This is a genomic window from Bacteroidota bacterium (assembly GCA_036522515.1).
Classification (GTDB): domain Bacteria; phylum Bacteroidota; class Ignavibacteria; order UBA10030; family SZUA-254; genus VBOC01.
In genome coordinates this window covers 22228-39501 of the sequence record DATDFQ010000041.1, presented here as the reverse complement: position 1 = coordinate 39501, position 17274 = coordinate 22228, and the positions used below count along the sequence as shown (strand labels likewise).

13 protein-coding genes are annotated in these 17274 nt (G+C 59.7%); 2 read left to right on the top strand and 11 right to left on the bottom strand.

Annotation, left to right across the window (positions count from 1 at the left end):
• Positions 1-62 precede the first annotated feature (62 nt).
• From VI215_05875 to VI215_05825, 11 genes are all read right to left on the bottom strand, one after another.
• Entirely contained in the window at positions 63-1037 is a 975-nt protein-coding gene (locus VI215_05875; GenBank protein HEY6191841.1) for a DUF1028 domain-containing protein, read from the bottom strand.
• A 26-nt stretch (positions 1038-1063) separates the two neighbouring features.
• Positions 1064-2452: a dihydropyrimidinase gene (gene hydA / locus VI215_05870; protein HEY6191840.1), complete on the bottom strand. Its 1389-nt coding sequence runs from the start codon at positions 2450-2452 to the stop codon at positions 1064-1066.
• Between the two features lie 224 nt (positions 2453-2676).
• Positions 2677-3162 carry a DinB family protein gene (locus tag VI215_05865; protein HEY6191839.1) on the bottom strand — a complete coding sequence of 162 codons (486 nt, stop codon included), beginning with the start codon at positions 3160-3162 and terminating at the stop codon, positions 2677-2679.
• A gap of 343 nt (positions 3163-3505) precedes the next feature.
• The gene (locus tag VI215_05860; protein ID HEY6191838.1) at positions 3506-4000 is read right to left on the bottom strand and encodes a DinB family protein; all 495 of its coding nucleotides are present in this window, start codon (positions 3998-4000) and stop codon (positions 3506-3508) included.
• A gap of 110 nt (positions 4001-4110) precedes the next feature.
• Positions 4111-5421 carry an NAD-dependent dihydropyrimidine dehydrogenase subunit PreA gene (preA, locus tag VI215_05855; GenBank protein HEY6191837.1) on the bottom strand — a complete coding sequence of 437 codons (1311 nt, stop codon included), beginning with the start codon at positions 5419-5421 and terminating at the stop codon, positions 4111-4113.
• Between the two features lie 28 nt (positions 5422-5449).
• A complete protein-coding gene (locus VI215_05850) occupies positions 5450-6796 on the bottom strand; it encodes an NAD(P)-dependent oxidoreductase (protein ID HEY6191836.1) in 1347 nt (448 codons plus the stop codon).
• A 14-nt stretch (positions 6797-6810) separates the two neighbouring features.
• Positions 6811-8358, bottom strand: coding sequence for an aldehyde dehydrogenase family protein (locus VI215_05845; GenBank protein ID HEY6191835.1), 1548 nt, complete (start codon positions 8356-8358; stop codon positions 6811-6813).
• Positions 8359-8366: 8 nt separating this feature from the next.
• Entirely contained in the window at positions 8367-9869 is a 1503-nt protein-coding gene (locus VI215_05840; GenBank protein HEY6191834.1) for a CoA-acylating methylmalonate-semialdehyde dehydrogenase, read from the bottom strand.
• A 163-nt stretch (positions 9870-10032) separates the two neighbouring features.
• Positions 10033-11607 (bottom strand): T9SS type A sorting domain-containing protein, encoded by a 1575-nt coding sequence (locus VI215_05835; protein HEY6191833.1) that lies wholly within the window; start codon positions 11605-11607, stop codon positions 10033-10035.
• A gap of 27 nt (positions 11608-11634) precedes the next feature.
• Entirely contained in the window at positions 11635-12984 is a 1350-nt protein-coding gene (locus VI215_05830; GenBank protein HEY6191832.1) for an aminotransferase class III-fold pyridoxal phosphate-dependent enzyme, read from the bottom strand.
• 1 nt (position 12985) lies between these two features.
• Positions 12986-13861, bottom strand: coding sequence for a nitrilase-related carbon-nitrogen hydrolase (locus VI215_05825; GenBank protein HEY6191831.1), 876 nt, complete (start codon positions 13859-13861; stop codon positions 12986-12988).
• A 163-nt stretch (positions 13862-14024) separates the two neighbouring features.
• Here VI215_05825 and murA point away from each other — a divergent pair, with 163 nt between their 5' ends.
• Both murA and VI215_05815 read left to right on the top strand, forming a co-directional pair.
• Entirely contained in the window at positions 14025-15287 is a 1263-nt protein-coding gene (gene murA / locus VI215_05820) for a UDP-N-acetylglucosamine 1-carboxyvinyltransferase (protein HEY6191830.1), read from the top strand.
• Positions 15288-15301: 14 nt separating this feature from the next.
• A complete protein-coding gene (locus VI215_05815; protein ID HEY6191829.1) occupies positions 15302-17152 on the top strand; it encodes a tetratricopeptide repeat protein in 1851 nt (616 codons plus the stop codon).
• Positions 17153-17274: the final 122 nt, after the last annotated feature.

Here is a 17274-nt window from a genome sequence, read left to right as displayed (position 1 = left end):
TGATGAGGTCCTCTGTGACGGCGCGCCGGGCGTCCCCGCGCGGGGTTTCCCTGGTTCGGCGATCACTTCGCCGCGGAGAGAATGCGTTTCAAACCGACCGCGTCGACTTTCAAAAGATCGACCTTCGGGAGCCGCGGGGTGAGCTCGATCCAGTTCGGATCCGCCTTGAACACCGCCTTAAACAGAGGCAGCGATTCCTCCAGCCTCCCCACGTTCACCAGGGCGACCGCGTGCCAGTATTTCATCTCGAGGTTGTCCGGAATCATTTTCTCCGCGGCGCCGTACTCGCGCAAGGCTCCTTCGACGTCGTGCTTTTCGACGGCGAGATCCCCGTTGTTTTCATGCTCGTAGGCGCGCCATATGTTCACCAGCCGCCGGAGCTCCACGAGGGGAGCGGCGTTGTCTTCGACGCGGAGATCCATCTTCCTGTCTGTCCAGGGCTTGCCGGTCGGTTTTCCGGCCACGATCAGGATGGCGGCCGACTGTTTTCCCCGGATATCGCCGCCGGCGGACTGCGCGGCGTCGAGCGCCGCGAGCATCCGGTCGGCAAGGTCTCCCTTTGTCTCGCGGTACGCCTTCGCCATCGCCGGCCAGACCTTGTCGTTCAGCATGAGATTGGCCTCGACCGTGAACTGTTCGCCTTCGATATGCCCCGCGGCGGGAATGCATTTGGACCCGGTGTGCGCCGCGACGCGCCCCATCGCGTCGACCATGGCGACCTGGCGGACCGCCTCGCCGGGATCGGAGGCAAGAATTCCGTCCAGGGCCTGCCGGGCGGTTTTGCCCGCCCGCATCATCTCGAGCCCCAACGGTCCGTACGCCGGATCGACAAACGATTGGGTCGCGACGGCGCCGACACCGGCCTCGGCCCACGGGACAAGGGGCCCGACGGAGAACCAGTGCGATTGCACCGCGACGCCCATTTCCCCCGTCACGGAATCACGGGCGACAATCGAAAACGTATGGAGAGGGCGGACCTGGCAGAATGCGGGGGCCGCAATCAGGAAAAGAACAACGTGAACGAACGAGCGGGACATTCGGCACCTCCGGTTGATTCGAAACTTCACCTCCACGCGCCGCCGAACGCGTCGCGTTTGATAAATTTCCCGCGCCCCGTCCGGCCGAGCCACTTTCCCTTTTCAATGATGACTTCGCCGCGGGAGAGAACGGTTTCGGTGTTTCCCTTGACTTTGAAGCCCTCGAACATCGAATAGTCGACGCGCATGTGGTGGGTCGATGCGGAGATCACATGCTCCGCATTCGGATCCCAGATGACGATGTCGGCATCGCTCCCGATCCCGATCGTGCCCTTCTTCGGGTACATGCCGAAGATCTTCGCCGGGGTGGTCGATGTGATCTCCACCCATCGGTTCACCGAAATGCGTTTCTTGTTGACTCCCCCCTCGAACAACAGGTGCAGCCGGTTTTCGACGCCGGGGCCGCCGTTGGGGATCTTGGTGAAATCGTCCCTGCCGATCTCCTTCTGTTCCTTGAAGCAGAACGGGCAGTGATCGGTGGAAACCACCTGGAGGGTGTTGTTTTTCAACCCATCCCAGAGCTTATCCTGGTGCCATTTTTCCCGGAGAGGCGGAGTGAAGACATACTTCGCCCCCTCGAAGTTCGGACGGTCGAGGTCTTCTATGGAGAGAAACAGATACTGGGGGCAGGTTTCCGCGTACGAGAGGAGGCCCCGGTCACGCGCTTCGGCCACCCGCTGGAGGGCGTCGTGAGAGGAGAGGTGCACGATATAGACCGGCACTCCCGCCATTTCCGCGAGCGCGATCGCGCGGTTGACCGCCTCGGCTTCGGCCGTCGTGGGGCGCGTGAGTCCGTGGTAGATGGGGGCTTTCTTTCCGTCGGCGACCGCCTTTTTGACGATGATGTCGATGGCGCTTCCGTTCTCGGCGTGCATGCAGATCAGGCCGCCGTTCTCCGACGTTTTTCGCATCGCTTTGAAGATGGTCGCGTCATCCACCATCAAGACCCCGGGGTACGCCATGAAGAGCTTGAAGCTCGAGACGCCGTTCCGCACCATATCGTTCATGTCTTCCATGTGGGCGTCCGGCAGGTCGGTGATGATCATATGGAGGCCGTAATCGACGCAGGCCTTTCCTTCCGCCTTCTTCCACCAGGTGTCGAGCGCCTCACGCATCTTCGTCCCCTTCGCCTGGATCGCGAAATCGACGAGCGTCGTGGTCCCGCCGAAGGCGGCCGCCCTCGTGCCGGTTTCGAAATCATCGCTGGAAACCGTTCCGCCGAACGGCATGTCGAGGTGGGTATGGACGTCGATCCCGCCGGGGATGGCGTACTTTCCCGCGGCATCGATCGTCTTGTCCGCCTTCATCGGAAGGTTTGTGCCGATTGCCGTTATGGTATCGCGCTCGATGTAGATGTCGGCAGGGTAGTCCTGCTCCGCCGTGATAATGCGCGCATTCTGGACAAGGACGGACATGGAGGATCCTCGCGAGCGGTGGTAAAATTCAGATTATTGCGTACGTGACAGGGGAGTTCGAGCCGGTCCTGATGGGGACAAAGATAGGAAACCCCGGCGTTAATGTCAATCAAGAGAGGGGGTCCTGATCAACACAACCTGCCGGGGCTCCTATTGTCTTCCGGGCTGATGCCCCCCTCAATGGGGGGGGCAAAGGGATTACCAGTCCGGCTGATCGTTCCGCTTTACGGCTCGAATTGTATCGGAATGTATGTGCCGGAAGGGGATGATGCGCCTACCATGCTCAGATATGCGGAGAGCTGACCCCGGTTTTGAACCGTGTCGATCAGCGCGCTCCATAATGCGTCGGCCCGCCTGGGCTCTCCCAGTTTCTTCGTCGGGGTAAACCCTTTGACCGGCTTTTCGAAATCGGCGTCGCTTGAGGCCTTCACTCTTTCGAGCGTTTCCTCGTGAACGCGCTTGTAGCTGGAGATGATCTCCGGAAGAGTGGCAGGAGCTTTGGGCCCGGGTTTGAGGTTGACAAGTCCCGCGACTCCCCCTCCGATCAGTTCCCTCTCCTCCGCGACGATCGTCCAGGCGATTTCCTTCGGGGATCTTGAGCGCTCCGTCGGCTTCAGATCCAGAATGTCCGTAGGAATTGCGCCCAGGACGGCGAGGTTCGTTTCATATTCCCGTTCCCATGCCTTCAGAAAGATCTGTTTCTCGGTCATAGCATGTGCCTTCCTTTCCTGATGGAAAGTGGTGGGTTTCAGTTGTTTTACGTCTACCGGTTCGAACTACCGCAGGCTCGCCGGGCCATCACCTCCTTGGAACCCCCTCAGAATTAGTAATATTATACGAACTTTCGTCAAAGATAGCGAATAAAGGCAGGATTGTCAATAGGCCTGAACGGAATGATTTAGGGGATTTTTCGAGGTGAATTGCCAAAAAGAACGAGTTTTGGCAATTCGTCCTGGTTGAGGAGGGACCCGGCGTGGGAAAAAAACCGGGTTTCAGTATCGGGAAATCGACCCGACCCTGAAACCCGGAATATTCAATCAGAATGCGGTCTTGTTACATCCAGGGCTCGTCAGCCGAGGGACCGTAAATGGACGGGACCCTTCCGCCGGCGATCCGCAGATAGACGGAGAGCTGTCCCCGGTGGTGAACCGAATCCATGATGCTGCTCCAGAGGACATCCGCCTTGCGCATGTCTCCTACTTGCTTCGGGCCTGTCGGGAACTTGATCATGTTATTGAACTCTGCTTCGGGCATCTGCCGTATCTTTTCGACCATCCCCGTGTGGGTTTGCTCGTAGGAGGAAATAATTTCCTGCAACGTCGCGGGCGCCTGCGGAAGGTTCTGGAAATCGATGTTTCCTTTCAGGGTGCCGCCGATCATGGCCATTTCCTCGGTGACGAATGTCCATGCCAGGTCTTTCGCGGTACGCGACTTCTCCGCCGGTTTCATGGCGAGCTTGTCGGCGGGGTATTCCTTCAGAACCTTCAGCGTCGTCTGGAACTCACGCTCCCAGGCCTGAATGAACTGATCCTTCTCTGTGATGGGCATAGCGGACTCCTTTCCTGGTTGGTGGTGGTATCGGTTGCCTCTCATCACTGAACGAGGGGATCCCCCCGGAAGGTTCCCGCCGAGGCGGGTCCACGGCTGCTCGTCCCGGCTCAGTGGATCTCGACGCCGTGCTTCTGCTGGAATTGCCGGAGGGATTCCCAGGCAAGCGGCTGGGGGAGCTTCTTCATGAGCTCGTTCCATGTGATCGCCTCGGAACCGTCGTCTTTTCTGACCATGGAAATGCACGATTCCACCGGGCAGACGAGGAAGCACAACGCGCACCCGACACAATCGGACTGGCGGACCCTCGGCTGGTTCTTTCCGTTGTGGGGCATCAGGTCGATGCACTGGTGGGCGCCGTCCTCGCAGGCGATGTAGCAGAGGTTGCACTGGATGCATTTCTTCTCGTCGATTTCCGCGACGGTTTTATAGAGCAGGTTCAGGTTTCCGAAATCGGTGACGCAATGCACGGCCCGTCCACGGAACTCTTCGATCGTGCGAAACTTCTTCTCCTCCATCCAGTTTGAGAGCCCTTCCACGAGGTCGTTGATGATCCGGAACCCGTAGTGCATGACCGCGGTGCAGACCTGAACGCTGGCCGAACCGAGCAGGATAAACTCCGCCGCGTCACGCCAGGTTGAGATCCCCCCGATGCCGGAGATCGGAAGACCCACCTCGGGATCCCCCGCGACCTGGGCGACCATATTGAGCGCGATCGGTTTGACGGCCGGTCCCGCATACCCCCCATGAGTGCCTTTTCCGTCCACGGAGGGGGTCAGTGTCAGGGAATCGAGGTCGATGCCCATGATGCTGTTGATCGTATTGATGAGCGAGATGCCGTGGGCGCCCCCCTTCTTCGCGGCGCGCGCCGGGAAGCGGACATCGGCGATGTTGGGAGTCAGTTTCACGAGGACCGGGATCGTCGAAACCTCCGTCACCCACTCGGTGATCATCGTGCAATACTCGGGGATCTGGCCCACAGCGGCGCCCATGCCGCGCTCGCTCATCCCATGGGGGCAGCCGTAGTTCAGCTCGATCCCGTCGCAACCGGTGTCGATCGTCCGCTTCACCATGTCGTGCCACACTTCGCGCTTCGATTCGACCATCAGGGATGCGATGACCGCCCGGTCGGGCCACAATTTCTTCGTCTCGGCGATCTCGCGGAGGTTCACCTCGATCGGTCGGTCGCTGATGAGTTCGATATTATTGAGCCCGATCAGCTTCTGTCCGTTAAAATCGATTCCGCCGTACCGGTTCACCGTATTCATGACGGGTTCCCCGATGGTTTTCCAGACCGCCCCGCCCCAACCCTGTTCGAACGCCTTGCACACCTGGTACCCGGAGTTCGAGGGGGGCGCCGAGGCGAGCCAGAACGGATTCGGGGACTTTATTCCACCGCAGTTAATTGAGAGATCGACCATAGCTTGCCTTTAAGTTGAAAATCCGCGTTTAGTTCGGGAAAAGATACTTATCAATGCCGTGCGCGGCGCGTTTTCCGTCCGCGGCGGCGTTGACCACTTCTTTTCCGCCGTTAATGCAATCGCCGCCTGCGAAGAATTTGGGATTTGAGCTCTGCATCGTTTCAGGATTGACGACCACCCGTCCGCTCTTCACGACGAGGCCGGGAATCTGGGCCAGGAGCGTTTCGCCCGTTTTCTGTCCGATCGCCTTGATTACCATATCGACCGGGATGCGGAACTCCGAGTCCGGCACCGGCTCGGCCGTCCGGCGTCCCTTTTCGTCGGGGGCTCCGAGCCTCATTTTCGTGCATTCAAGCTCCTCAACCGCCCCGTTTCCGAGAATCCGTTTCGGAGCGGTAAGGAAGTGAAACACCACCCCGTCCCGTTTCGCAAGGTCGAATTCGAACGCGTAGGCCGACATTTCCCCGGCGCTCCGCCGGTAGATGATGCTGACCTGTTCGGCGCCGAGCCGCTTCGCCTCGGTCGCCGCGTCGATCGCGGTATTTCCCGCTCCGATGACGGCGACACGCTTTCCGACGTCGACGGAGCTCCAGGTTCGCCTCGTCACGCGTTCGATGAACTCCAGCGCGTCGCAAACTCCCCGCAACTCTTCGCCCGGGACCTTCAGGTTCGGCGAATTGCCCAGGCCCACGCCCACGAACACCGCGTCGTGCGACCGGGCGAGATCGTCCATCGAGATGTTCTTCCCGACGGTCATCTCCGTCTTGATCCTGACGCCGAGCCCCTCCACCAGTTTCACCTCGTTGAGGCTGTCCTCATACGACATTTTGTACGGGGCGATTCCCCAGGTATCGAGGCCGCCGGGAATTTTCTTTCCCTCGTACACCGTCACATCGTACCCCATCAGGGCAAGCTCCGCGCCGCACGCGAGCCCCGCCGGTCCGGCCCCGATGATGCCGACGGACTTGCCGTTTTTGGGCGCGGGTGTGAAGAGAGGCGGCATCCCGCTTTCGAAGTACCGGTCGATCGCGAATCTCTGGAGGCGGCCGATCTCGATCGGGTGTTCCCCCCGGTCGTTATAGACGCACGCCCCCTCGCACAGGACGCTCACCGGGCACGCCTTGGCGCATGTCAACGCGATCCAGTTCGATTCCAGGATGGTTTTGGCCGATCCCTTCACGTTCCCGGTCGCGATCTTCTTGATAAACGTCGAAATGTCGATGTGCGTGGGGCATGCCTTCATGCAGGGGGAATCGAAGCAGTAGAGGCAGCGGTTCGCTTCGGCAACAGCCTGGTTCGGAGTGAACGCGGGGTGCAACTCCGAGAAGTTCTCCTCATACTGTTCCGGTGAAAGTTTCGGCGCGGGCTGTTTCATAAATGGGAGTGATGTTAGTAGATATTCGTTTCTCGTTTCCTGCCGGTGTAGTCAACGTAGACCGTCTTGAGTTCCGTATAAAACTCGAACACTTCGGTGCCGCATTCGCGCGGGCCGATCCCTGTGGCCTTGATGCCGCCGAAGGGCGCCTGCGCTTCTCCGCCGATCGTGGGAGAATTGATGTGCACCTTGCCGACCTCCGCGAGCTCCGCAAACTTCATGATCCTCGACATGTCCTGAGAATAGAGGGAGGCGGAGAGCCCGAACTTCGTATCGTTCGCGATCTCCACCGCCTGTTCGAAATCCCGCGCCCGGAGGATCCCGACGACCGGGCCGAATATTTCCTCCTGCGCGATCCTCATGCCCCTCGTCACTCCGCCGAAAAGCGTCGGCTCCACGAAATATCCCTCCCGGTACGCCCCGTCCGTCATCCGCTTCCCGCCTTTCAACAGGCGCGCGCCCTCGGAGGAGCCGATTTTGATATACTCGAGGACCGTGTTCATCTGCCGTTCCTCCACCGCCGGTCCCACGTCCGTCCCGGGATCCATTCCGTCGCCGAGCCGGATCGAATCCATCCGGGCGAGGAGCATCCCCGTGAATTTGTCCGCGACCGCTTCTTCGACGACGATCCTGCTGGAGGCGGTGCATCTCTGGCCGGTCGATCCGAATCCTCCCTGGATGGCGCCTTCGACGGCGAGCGGAAGATCCGCGTCCGCAAGGACGACGATCGGGTTCTTTCCCCCCATTTCACATTGGACCCGCACACCCCTGCGGGAGGCCTGTTCGTAGAGCGAGCATCCCACCTCCGTCGATCCGGTAAAGGAGATCCCGTGGATATCGGGATGGTTCACGATTTCATCGCCGACCGTACCGCCGCCCCCGAGCACCATGTTGAGCGTTCCGGGGGGAAAGCCGGCCTCCTCGAAGATTTCGACGATCTTGACCGCCGTGATAGGAGTGTAGGTGGAGGGTTTGAAGACGACCGTGTTACCGGCCAGGAGGGCCGGCGCGATCTTCCAGACCGGAATTGCCACCGGAAAATTCCACGGCGTGACGAGACCGATCACTCCCACGGGCTGGCGGATCGTATAGATGAAGGTATTCAATAATTCGGACGGGATCGTCGACCCGCGGAGCCGCCTTCCTTCGCCGGCGGTAAATTCCATAATGTTGATGGCGCGCTGCACTTCGCCGCGGGATTCCTTGGGGATCTTCCCTTCCTCGCGTGTGAGCGCCACGGCGACATCTTCCAGCCGTTCCTGCAGAAGCCTCATCGCCTTGAACAGGAGCCGCCCGCGGGTGGGCGCCGGAGTCGCTTTCCAGGCAGGGAACGCGCGCTTCGCCGCCGCGATGGCCGCACGGGCCTCTTCGCGGGTGGAGAGAGGGGTATGGTTCAGAATTTCATTCGTATGAGTGGGGTTGATATTCGGGACGGATTTCCCGGAAGCGGAGCCCACCCATGTTCCTCCGATGAAATTTTTGAGGGTGGCGATCTTCGCTCCGTTCCCGCCCGCCTCGGCCGGCGGGGCGGTCTCCACCGGAATGGAATTTCTCTGGCTCATCGTTCGCCTCAGCTCATCCAGTTGACTTGTGATTCCGGATTCCACTTGGTCGTGGTTTTCTTGAGTTGCGTAAAGAATTCGACGGAGCTTTTCCCGGTAATGTCGCAAGCGCCGAACTTCGAGTCGTTCCATCCTCCGAAGGAAAACGGCTCCCGGGGCACCGGGACGCCGATATTCACGCCGACCATCCCCGCGCTCGCATGCTCGATCACGTATCGCGCCATTCCGCCGCTCTGGGTGAAGACCGAGGCCGCGTTCCCGTACGGCGAGCTATTCTCGATCCGGACCGCCTCCTCGACCGACTTCGCGCGGATGATCGCGAGGACGGGGCCGAACACTTCTTCCTGCGCGATCTTCATATCGGGCCGCACATGGTCGATGACCGTGGGACCCACGTAATATCCGCCCTCCTTGCCGGGAACGACGCACTTCCTTCCGTCGAGAAGCACGGTCGCTCCGTCCCGTTCGGCTTCCGTGATATAGCGTTCTATCCGCTCTTTGGCCTGTTGGGAGATCACCGCGCCGAGGTTCTTGCCTGGCACAATCTTCCGGGCCTCGTCGCAGAGCCGTTTGATGATGTGATCGACCTGCCCGACGGCCACCATCGCGGACGCAGCCATGCATCTCTGGCCGGCGCAGCCGCTCATCGAGACGGCGACGTTCGACGCGGTCATCTCCTCGTTCGCGTCGGGAAGAACGATCAGGTGATTCTTCGCCCCGCCGAGACAGACCGCCCGCTTCATACGGGAGGTCGCGCGGGCGTAGACCAGTTTCGCGACGCGCGTCGAACCGACGAACGTGACCGCATTAATCCCGGGGTGATCGCAAATCGCCTCGACGACCGCCTGAGCCCCGTGCACCACGTTGAACACCCCCTCGGGAAGTCCGGCTTCCTTCAACAGGTCCGCGATTTTCATGGAGCTGAGGGGAACCTGCTCGGACGGTTTCAGGATCATTGTGTTTCCCAGGACGAGCGCGTTCGGTATCGTCCAGTTGGGAACCATGTTCGGAAAATTGAAAGGGGAGATCGAGGCGACCACCCCGATCGGGTGCCGGTCGATCCGGCATTCGACGCCCCGGCTCACCTCGAGGATTTCCCCGGCGGCGATCTGCGGCATCGAGCAGGCAAACTCCGTTACTTCGATCGATTTTTCGACTTCCGCAGCCGCTTCGCTCATTATCTTGCCGTTCTCCTCGTGCACGAGCGCCGAGAGCGCTTTGGCATCGCGCTCAAGGAGAGTCTTGTAGCGGTAAAACACCTGCGCCCGTTCCTTGATCGGAATGGCAGACCATGCCGGAAAGGCGGCCGCGGCGGCGCGGACGGCGGCGTCGACATCGGGAGCCGCAGAGAGGGGAACGGAGGCAATTTCTTCGCCGGTCGACGGGTTCGTCACCGGAAGGGAAGAGGCGGCAAGAGAATCGACGGGTTTCCCGCCGATGAAATTCTTCAGGGCGGGGGCGGGACTCTTGCGTGTTCCCGGCCGTTCGATTGTGTCGGATTGGGGCTGCATGGAGGTTTCCTCACGGGTGCTGCTGGTTGCAAAAATCGAGCCTTCCCGCCCTGGTGGGCGGGAGGGCCCGAGACTGGTTGTCATCCTGAGGGAGCGAAGCGACCGAAGGATCTCGGTCCACGAAAGCAGGGATCCTTCGCTCTGCTCAGGATGACAAAAGAGGTCACTTCATCACCACAAATTTCTTCGTCGATCTGTAAACGTTCGAAGCGAGGCCGTTCGGGCTTGTCGCCGTCAATTGATAGAGATAGACCCCGCTCGAAAGCTGCGATGCGTCGATGGTCGCGCGATACGAACCCGCATGCTGCTCCGCATCGACCACGCGCATCACCTCCTGGCCGAGAAGATTGAAGACCGTCAACCTCACGTTCGATGCGACCGGAAGATCGTAGTCGATATGCGTCGCGGGATTGAACGGGTTCGGATAATTCTGCCGGAGGGCGAATGAGCCGGGTATCCCGGGCGCTCGCTCCACCACCCCTGCGACTGTCACATTGACGATGATCCCTGTCTGGCCCGCATGCGCCGTAACGTGAGCGGAATTGTAGGGATAAGAAAGATATGCCGCCGTCACGTCGTAATTGTAGATTTTGTCCGACACATAGATAACGAAGTTCCCGGTGGCAGAATCGGTTGTGGCCTGCGCGTATGCCGTATCCGAGTTCGAGGCCTGAATCGCCAGCGGGAAGTTTGCCGGGACTCCGTTGATCTGCACCTGCCCTTCGATCGTCGAATTAGCAGTGTAAACGACCAGTGCATAATATAAGCTGTCCCCGAGGCCGATCGCCGGGACCGCCGCCTGCGCGATCAATTCGGAGCCGGTATTTCCGTTGTTACTATTGCTGTTACTCTGGAGGATCCATGTGTCGCTGGTGAGCTCGGCCGCAGTCAATCCGATCTGGAAAAACCCGGACCCGTTAACCCTGCCCGAGTGAAATATGAAGCTTCCGTATCTGTAAAGGTTCACGCCATTGTTCCCGGCGGGATTGCCAAACTCATCGTGTACGGTCCCTGCGACCTGTGCCGCTGCGGGGTATAACGTAAAATTGTATCCGGTGTGATTGCCGGTGACGGTGACGAACGTGTCTTGCGGCGAGATGATGGCGGGTGGATAGGGATTGTTTTCAATCCGCAGGTTCCACGGGTTTCCGGCCGTATCGGCGTCCATGGCGATCGTATAATCCCCGCTCGCGTCGGTATACGCGTCCCAGAAACTATTTTGGTTCCCCCCGTTCTGTTGAAGAACGACGTTGATATATTGGGAGCTTTTCCCGGCCGGGGGTGTGACGTGGCCCGATATTGTGTGAGCGGGAGAGGCGAGAGCCGTCACATTCCCCTCGATGCTGGCGCTCTGCGCATTAAAGGTGAACTTGAGTATGTAGTGGCCCGGGGCGACGCCCACCCGTTGGCCAAAAATGACAAATCCGTTTGCGGTTCCGTCCAGGTCGGGCGGGCCGCCGTTTCCGTTCGAATTGCCGTCGGTCTGCGTGAACGTGAATTTATTGACGTCGGTGCCGGGTTCAATAGTGCCGTTCGAGTTGACGTCGTACCAGATTTCTCCGGAGACCGTCCCTCCGGGTGTCGGGATATTGTAGGACCACTGTATCGTGTCGCCGGAGACCATGCTGAAGTTCGAGCCGACATGGTCCACGGTAAGGTTTGTTACCTGCGCCGCGGCGGGAAACAATGCGCCCGCGACCGCGGTTACCACAATCAATGTAAGAAATGCTCTCATCATATTGCCCTTCACAAGTGACAGGATTTGTTAATTAGCTGCTGCCTCGTCTGCAATCGAGAGTGCGGCGTCCAGCGCGCGGATTCCGGCATCGACCTCCTCTTTCGTGATGATCAGAGGGGGCGCGATCACGAAGTGACTCACCCACGCCTGGATAAACACTCCATTCTTCATCATTTCTGCGGCAACCTTGTCCACCAGAAGAGGAGTGCCGCTCACCTTGTCGCTGTACGAATTAAAGGGTTCCTTCGTCTTCTGGTTCCTGACGACCTCCACGGCCCAGAACATCCCGATGCCCCTCACCTCGCCGATCGAACGGTGCTTCGACTTCAGCCCGTCCAGTTGTTTCCCCATGTAGCTTCCCATTTCAACCGCGCGATCCATCAGGTTCAGCCGCTTGTACTCCTTGATGGCCGCGATCGCCGGCGCGAGCGTCAGGGGATGCGCCTCATAGGTATGTCCGTGCGAAAAATAATGGTCGTCGAAGAAATCGCCGATCTTTTTCGTCGTCGCGCAGAGCCCGAGGGGGACATATGCCGTCGTGATCCCTTTTGCGGTCGTGAGGATGTCCGGCAGGACGTCCCAGTGATTCACGGCGAACCACTTTCCGGTCCGTCCCCACCCGGTCATCACCTCGTCGGCGATCAGGAGAACGTTCCGCCTGGTGCAGATCTCCCGGAGGCGGGGCATGTACTCCCTGGGAGGAATGAGGACGCCGTTCGTGCCGACGACCGGCTCGACAAGCACGGCGGCCACATCGCTCTCGTTTTCGATCATATGATCGATATATTCGACGCACGCGATCTCGCACTCGGGGTAGTGATGGTGGAGAGGGCACCGGTAGCAATTCACCTCCGGCGCGAAGATGACCCCCGGAATTTTTCCGGCGGGCTCCATCGCCCACCGCCTGGGGTCGCCCGTCGCGGCGACAGACCCCATCGTCGAGCCGTGGTACGAATGGTACCGCGCGATGATTTTCGTCTTGCCCGTCACCATGCGCGCAATTTTGAAGGCCGCTTCGTTCGCCTCCGTCCCGGAGGTCGTATAAAAGAATTTTTCCAGGCCCCTGGGCAGGACGTCGAGCAGAAGCGTGCTCAGTTCCGCCCGGACGCCGGTCGCGAACCCGGGAGCGATGTAGGGAAGCGACGCCGCCTGGTCCTGGATCGCCTGTATCACCGCCTTATTCTTGTAGCCGAGCGTCACGCACATGAGCTGGGAGGAGAAATCGAGGTACTTCTTCCCGGCCGCATCGGTGAAGTAGCACCCTTCCGCGTCGACGACGTGAAGGGGTTTCCAGTTTTTCTGGAATCGCCACGTCCCGTAGGTCAGGGAAGCGGTGATCTCGGAGACTGTCGGAATCTGTGAGCCTGTTTTTTCCATGTCAGGGGAGCAATTCTGTCATTTCTTTGTAAATTTCCGGACGCCGGTCGCGATAGAACTGCCAGACGTTCCGGACTTCGGCGATCTCTTCGAGATTAAGGTCGGCCACAAGGAGTTCGTCTTTGTCGCGGCTCGCCTGGGCGATGATCTTTCCGCGCGGGTTGCAGAAGTAACTCTTTCCGTAGAACTCCCCGATGTTCCAAGGGGCCTCGGTTCCGACCCGGTTGATCGCCCCGACGAAATACCCGTTTGCCACCGCGTGCGCCGGCTGCTCGAGCTCCCAGAGATACTCCGAGAGGCCTGCGACCGTCGCCGACGGGTTCAGAAGGATCTCGGCGCCATGGAGCCCGAGGATCCGCGCCCCTTCCGGGAAGTGCCGGTCATAGCAAATGTACACGCCGATATCGGCATAGGCGGTCTTGAAAATGGGGTATCCCAGGTTTCCCGGCTTGAAGTAGAATTTTTCCCAGAATCCAGGTTCGACCTGGGGGATATGAGTCTTGCGGTACTTTCCGAGGTACTTGCCGTCCGCGTCGATGACCGCGGCCGTATTATAGTAGACGCCCGAGATCTCCGATTCGTAGAGCGGGACCACGATGACCATCGAATACTTTTTCGCGAGCTCCTGCATGAGTTTGGTGGTGGGCCCTTCCGGGACTTTTTCCACCATCGCATACCACTTCGTCTTTTGTTCAGCGCAGAAATAGGGTCCATAGAACAGTTCCTGAAGGCACAGGACCTGAACCCCTTTCTTCCCCGCTTCCTCAATCATTCGGACATGTTTGTCGATCATTCCTTGCTTGATGGTCTCGATCGGCTGCTCGGTTGAGGTCGAGAGCGTTGCCTGGATGAGTCCCCCTCTTACAGTGCGCGACATAATCAGAGTTCCTTCGATTTATTAGACCCACAATATAATAAAGTATGGGAACTAAATCACCGCTCCCCATGCCAAATCGCACGTCTCCCGGCAAAACCCCCATTTTCGTTGCTTCTTGGGGCAGTTTCACGTATATTGGCGGGACGCTCAAACAAGGGAAATCGTGGATAAATTCGTCATACACGGCGGAAAGAAATTAAGCGGGACGGTCACCATCGGCGGCTCGAAGAACGAGGCCCTCGCCCTGATGCCCGCGACCCTCCTTGCGAGCGGAAAATACCGTTTCACGAACGTCCCTGAGCTTCGGGATATCGCGACGATGGTGAAGCTCCTCCAGATGATGGGAGTGGACGCCGAGAGGGAGAAGGACGGGCTGACCCTGAACACGTTCCGCGTGAACAAATTCGAGGCCCCCTACGAGCAGGTGAAAAAGATGCGCGCGTCTGTCTACGTGCTGGGCCCGCTCACGGCGCGCTACGGGCATGCGAAGGTCTCGCTCCCCGGAGGATGCGCCTGGGGTCCCCGCCCGGTGAACCTCCATATCGAGGGGATGAAAAAGCTCGGCGCGAAGATCGAGATCGACCGGGGATATATCCTCGCGCGGGCTTCGCGGCTCCGGGGGGCGAAGATCGGATTCGACGTTTCGAGCGTGGGCGCGACCGGAAATGTGATGATGGCGGCCGCTCTGGCAAAAGGGACGACCGTCATCGCAAACGCCGCGACAGAACCGGAAATCACAGCGCTCGCCGTCTTCCTGACAAAAATGGGAGCGCGGATTGACGGCATCGGGACTTCACGGCTTGAGATCGAAGGCGTCGACACGCTTCATCCGGTCGACGAGCGGATGATTCCCGACAGAATCGAAGCGGGCACCTTCTTAATCGCGGCGGCGATCAGCGGGAGCACCGTGAAGCTGAACATGTGCAAGCCGGATCATCTGACCGCGGTCCTTGAAAAACTCCGCGAAGCCGGCGCAAGAATCGAAACCGGCGACAACTGGGTGAAAATGAAAGCCCCGCGGACGATCCGGGCGGTCGATGTGACGACCGAGATCTATCCCGGCTTCCCGACCGATATGCAGGCGCAATGGATCACCCTGATGTCCGTTGCCCGCGGCTCGTCCGTCGTCACGGACTCCATTTATTACGACCGCTTCAAGCATGTGCCCGAGTTGACCCGCCTCGGAGCCGACATCACGTTGAGCAGGAACTCGGCGATCGTGAAAGGGGTTAAAGAGCTGACCGGCACGAAAGTCATGTCGACCGACCTGCGCGCGTCGGCGAGCCTCGTGCTGGCCGGCCTCGTGGCGACTGGCCGGACCGAAGTGCTTCGCGTGTACCATCTCGACCGCGGCTACGAACGGATCGAGAAGAAACTCCAGCACCTCGGCGCTTCGATACGCCGGGTCGCGGGGAAGGAATTCTGAACTCTCCCGTTTCCATGGCCGCGGGTTTCCCCGGATGGAAATATTTCCTTCTGCTCTTTGTCGTCATAGCCGCCCTCTACTCCCAGACGGCGCGGTTTGACTTCGTCACCTACGACGATTACGACCTGATCGTCCAGAACGAAACGTTTCTCTCCTCCCTCCCGAATGTCGCGGGCGCATTTGCGGAGCAGGTGTTCGCAGGCCACCACGCGGAGAGCATCTATTACAGGCCGGTCATGATGGCCGGTTTCATCGTCGAATATCACCTGTGGGACCTCAATCCGCTCGGATACCACCTGATGAACGTCGTCCTGCACATCGCCACGACGCTCGTCGTATTTCTGTTGATTCAAAAAATAACCGGCAGTCTCTGGACCGCGATGGTCGGGGGATTGTTGTCCGCGGTCCATCCCGTGCAAACCGAGTCGGTGGCGTGGATCGCCGGCCGGAACGACCTCCTGATGGGCCTCTTCGTGGCCCTCATGATCTATTGCTACGTCTCGTCCCGGGATCAGGCCGGCCGCCCGGAGAGGGCCTTCGCGCTCTCGGTCCTCTTCTTCGCCCTTGCGTTGTTCACCAAGGAGGCGGCGGCATTCTATCTCCTGCTTCTCCCCGCATACGACCTCTGTCTCGGGGGCGCGACGGTCCGGACACTCCTGAGCCGAAAGTCGCTTCTACGCTATGCACCGATGGCCGGAGTTCTGGCGTGCTATCTGGTTGTCCGGTTCGCGGTTCTGGGGACGGTGGTCGGGGCGGAGGGTCTCTACGGAAACACCCCTCTTCTCCACCGGATTGAGGAAGTGCCCGCTATCGTGGCGGCATATCTCCGGCTGCTCGTCATCCCATCCGGGCTCAGCGTCGCCCATCCGCTCAGCCAGTCGCCATGGCTCCGGTCCCCGTGGCTGTGGCTCGCCTGGGGAGTGGTGATCGGACTCGTGTGGAGTATCCGCTGGACCTGGAAACGAGACAGGATCGCCTGCTTTGGACTCCTCTGGTTTGCGATCGGTTTGTTGCCGACGCTCGATATTATTCCGGTCGCTGTCCCCATCCTCGAACACCGTCTCTACGTTCCGATGATCGGGCTCGTACTCGCAGTCGCCCGGGGAGGGTTCCTGATCATCGGCCCGGAATCGCGTAGGCCGACGCTGAAATACCTTCCGGGGAGCCTGGTGCTGCTACTGTTTCTCCTTTCGTTGGAGAGAATCCCCGTCTGGCAGAACAGCGAGACTCTCTGGCTCGACACGATTGGGAAATCTCCAAACTACAGCCGGGCGTACTTCAACCTCGCGGGATATTATTTCAATCTCCGGAGATATGACGATGCGATCGGCCTGCTGGAGAAGTATGTCGAGCTAAAGCCGAACGAGTTTCTGGGCTATTCCAAGCTGCGTGAGACATATTACCTGGCAGGGCACTATGGGGAAGCGGCGCGCGTCTGCCGGGATATGATCGCCCGGTCGCCCCACGATCCGAACCGGTATCTCGAAACGTCCGAACTCTTCGAAAACCTCAAATTGCCCGACAGCGCCATTGCGGTCTGCCGCTCGGGACTCCGGGCCGATTCGACGCTCTACCAGCTCCACGAACACCTCGGTCTTCTCTATGCGGTCCGGGACAGCCTGGATGACGCGGAGCACGAATACCGGGATGCGATCCGGCTGAATCCGCACTACGCGCCCGCGCATTACGGCCTGGGAAAAGTCCGGGCGCTCAGGCACGAGAACCTCCCGGCAATCGAGTCGATCGAAGAGGGAATGAAATACGGCAACGCCCCTCCGGAAGTATTGCGGTTGTTGGCGTATCTCTATACCCAGACCGGTCAGGATGAAAAGGCGAGCGCCCTCGCCCAGCGTTACAATTTGTGACGCTCTGGGTAGCGTCATCCCGGCATGTTTCAGGCCGGGATCTTCATACCCTGGTTTCTCGCCACTCCGCACCCGTTGTGTGCCCGGCACGTGTCGAACATGAGTGACGCGGCTCCGCAAAA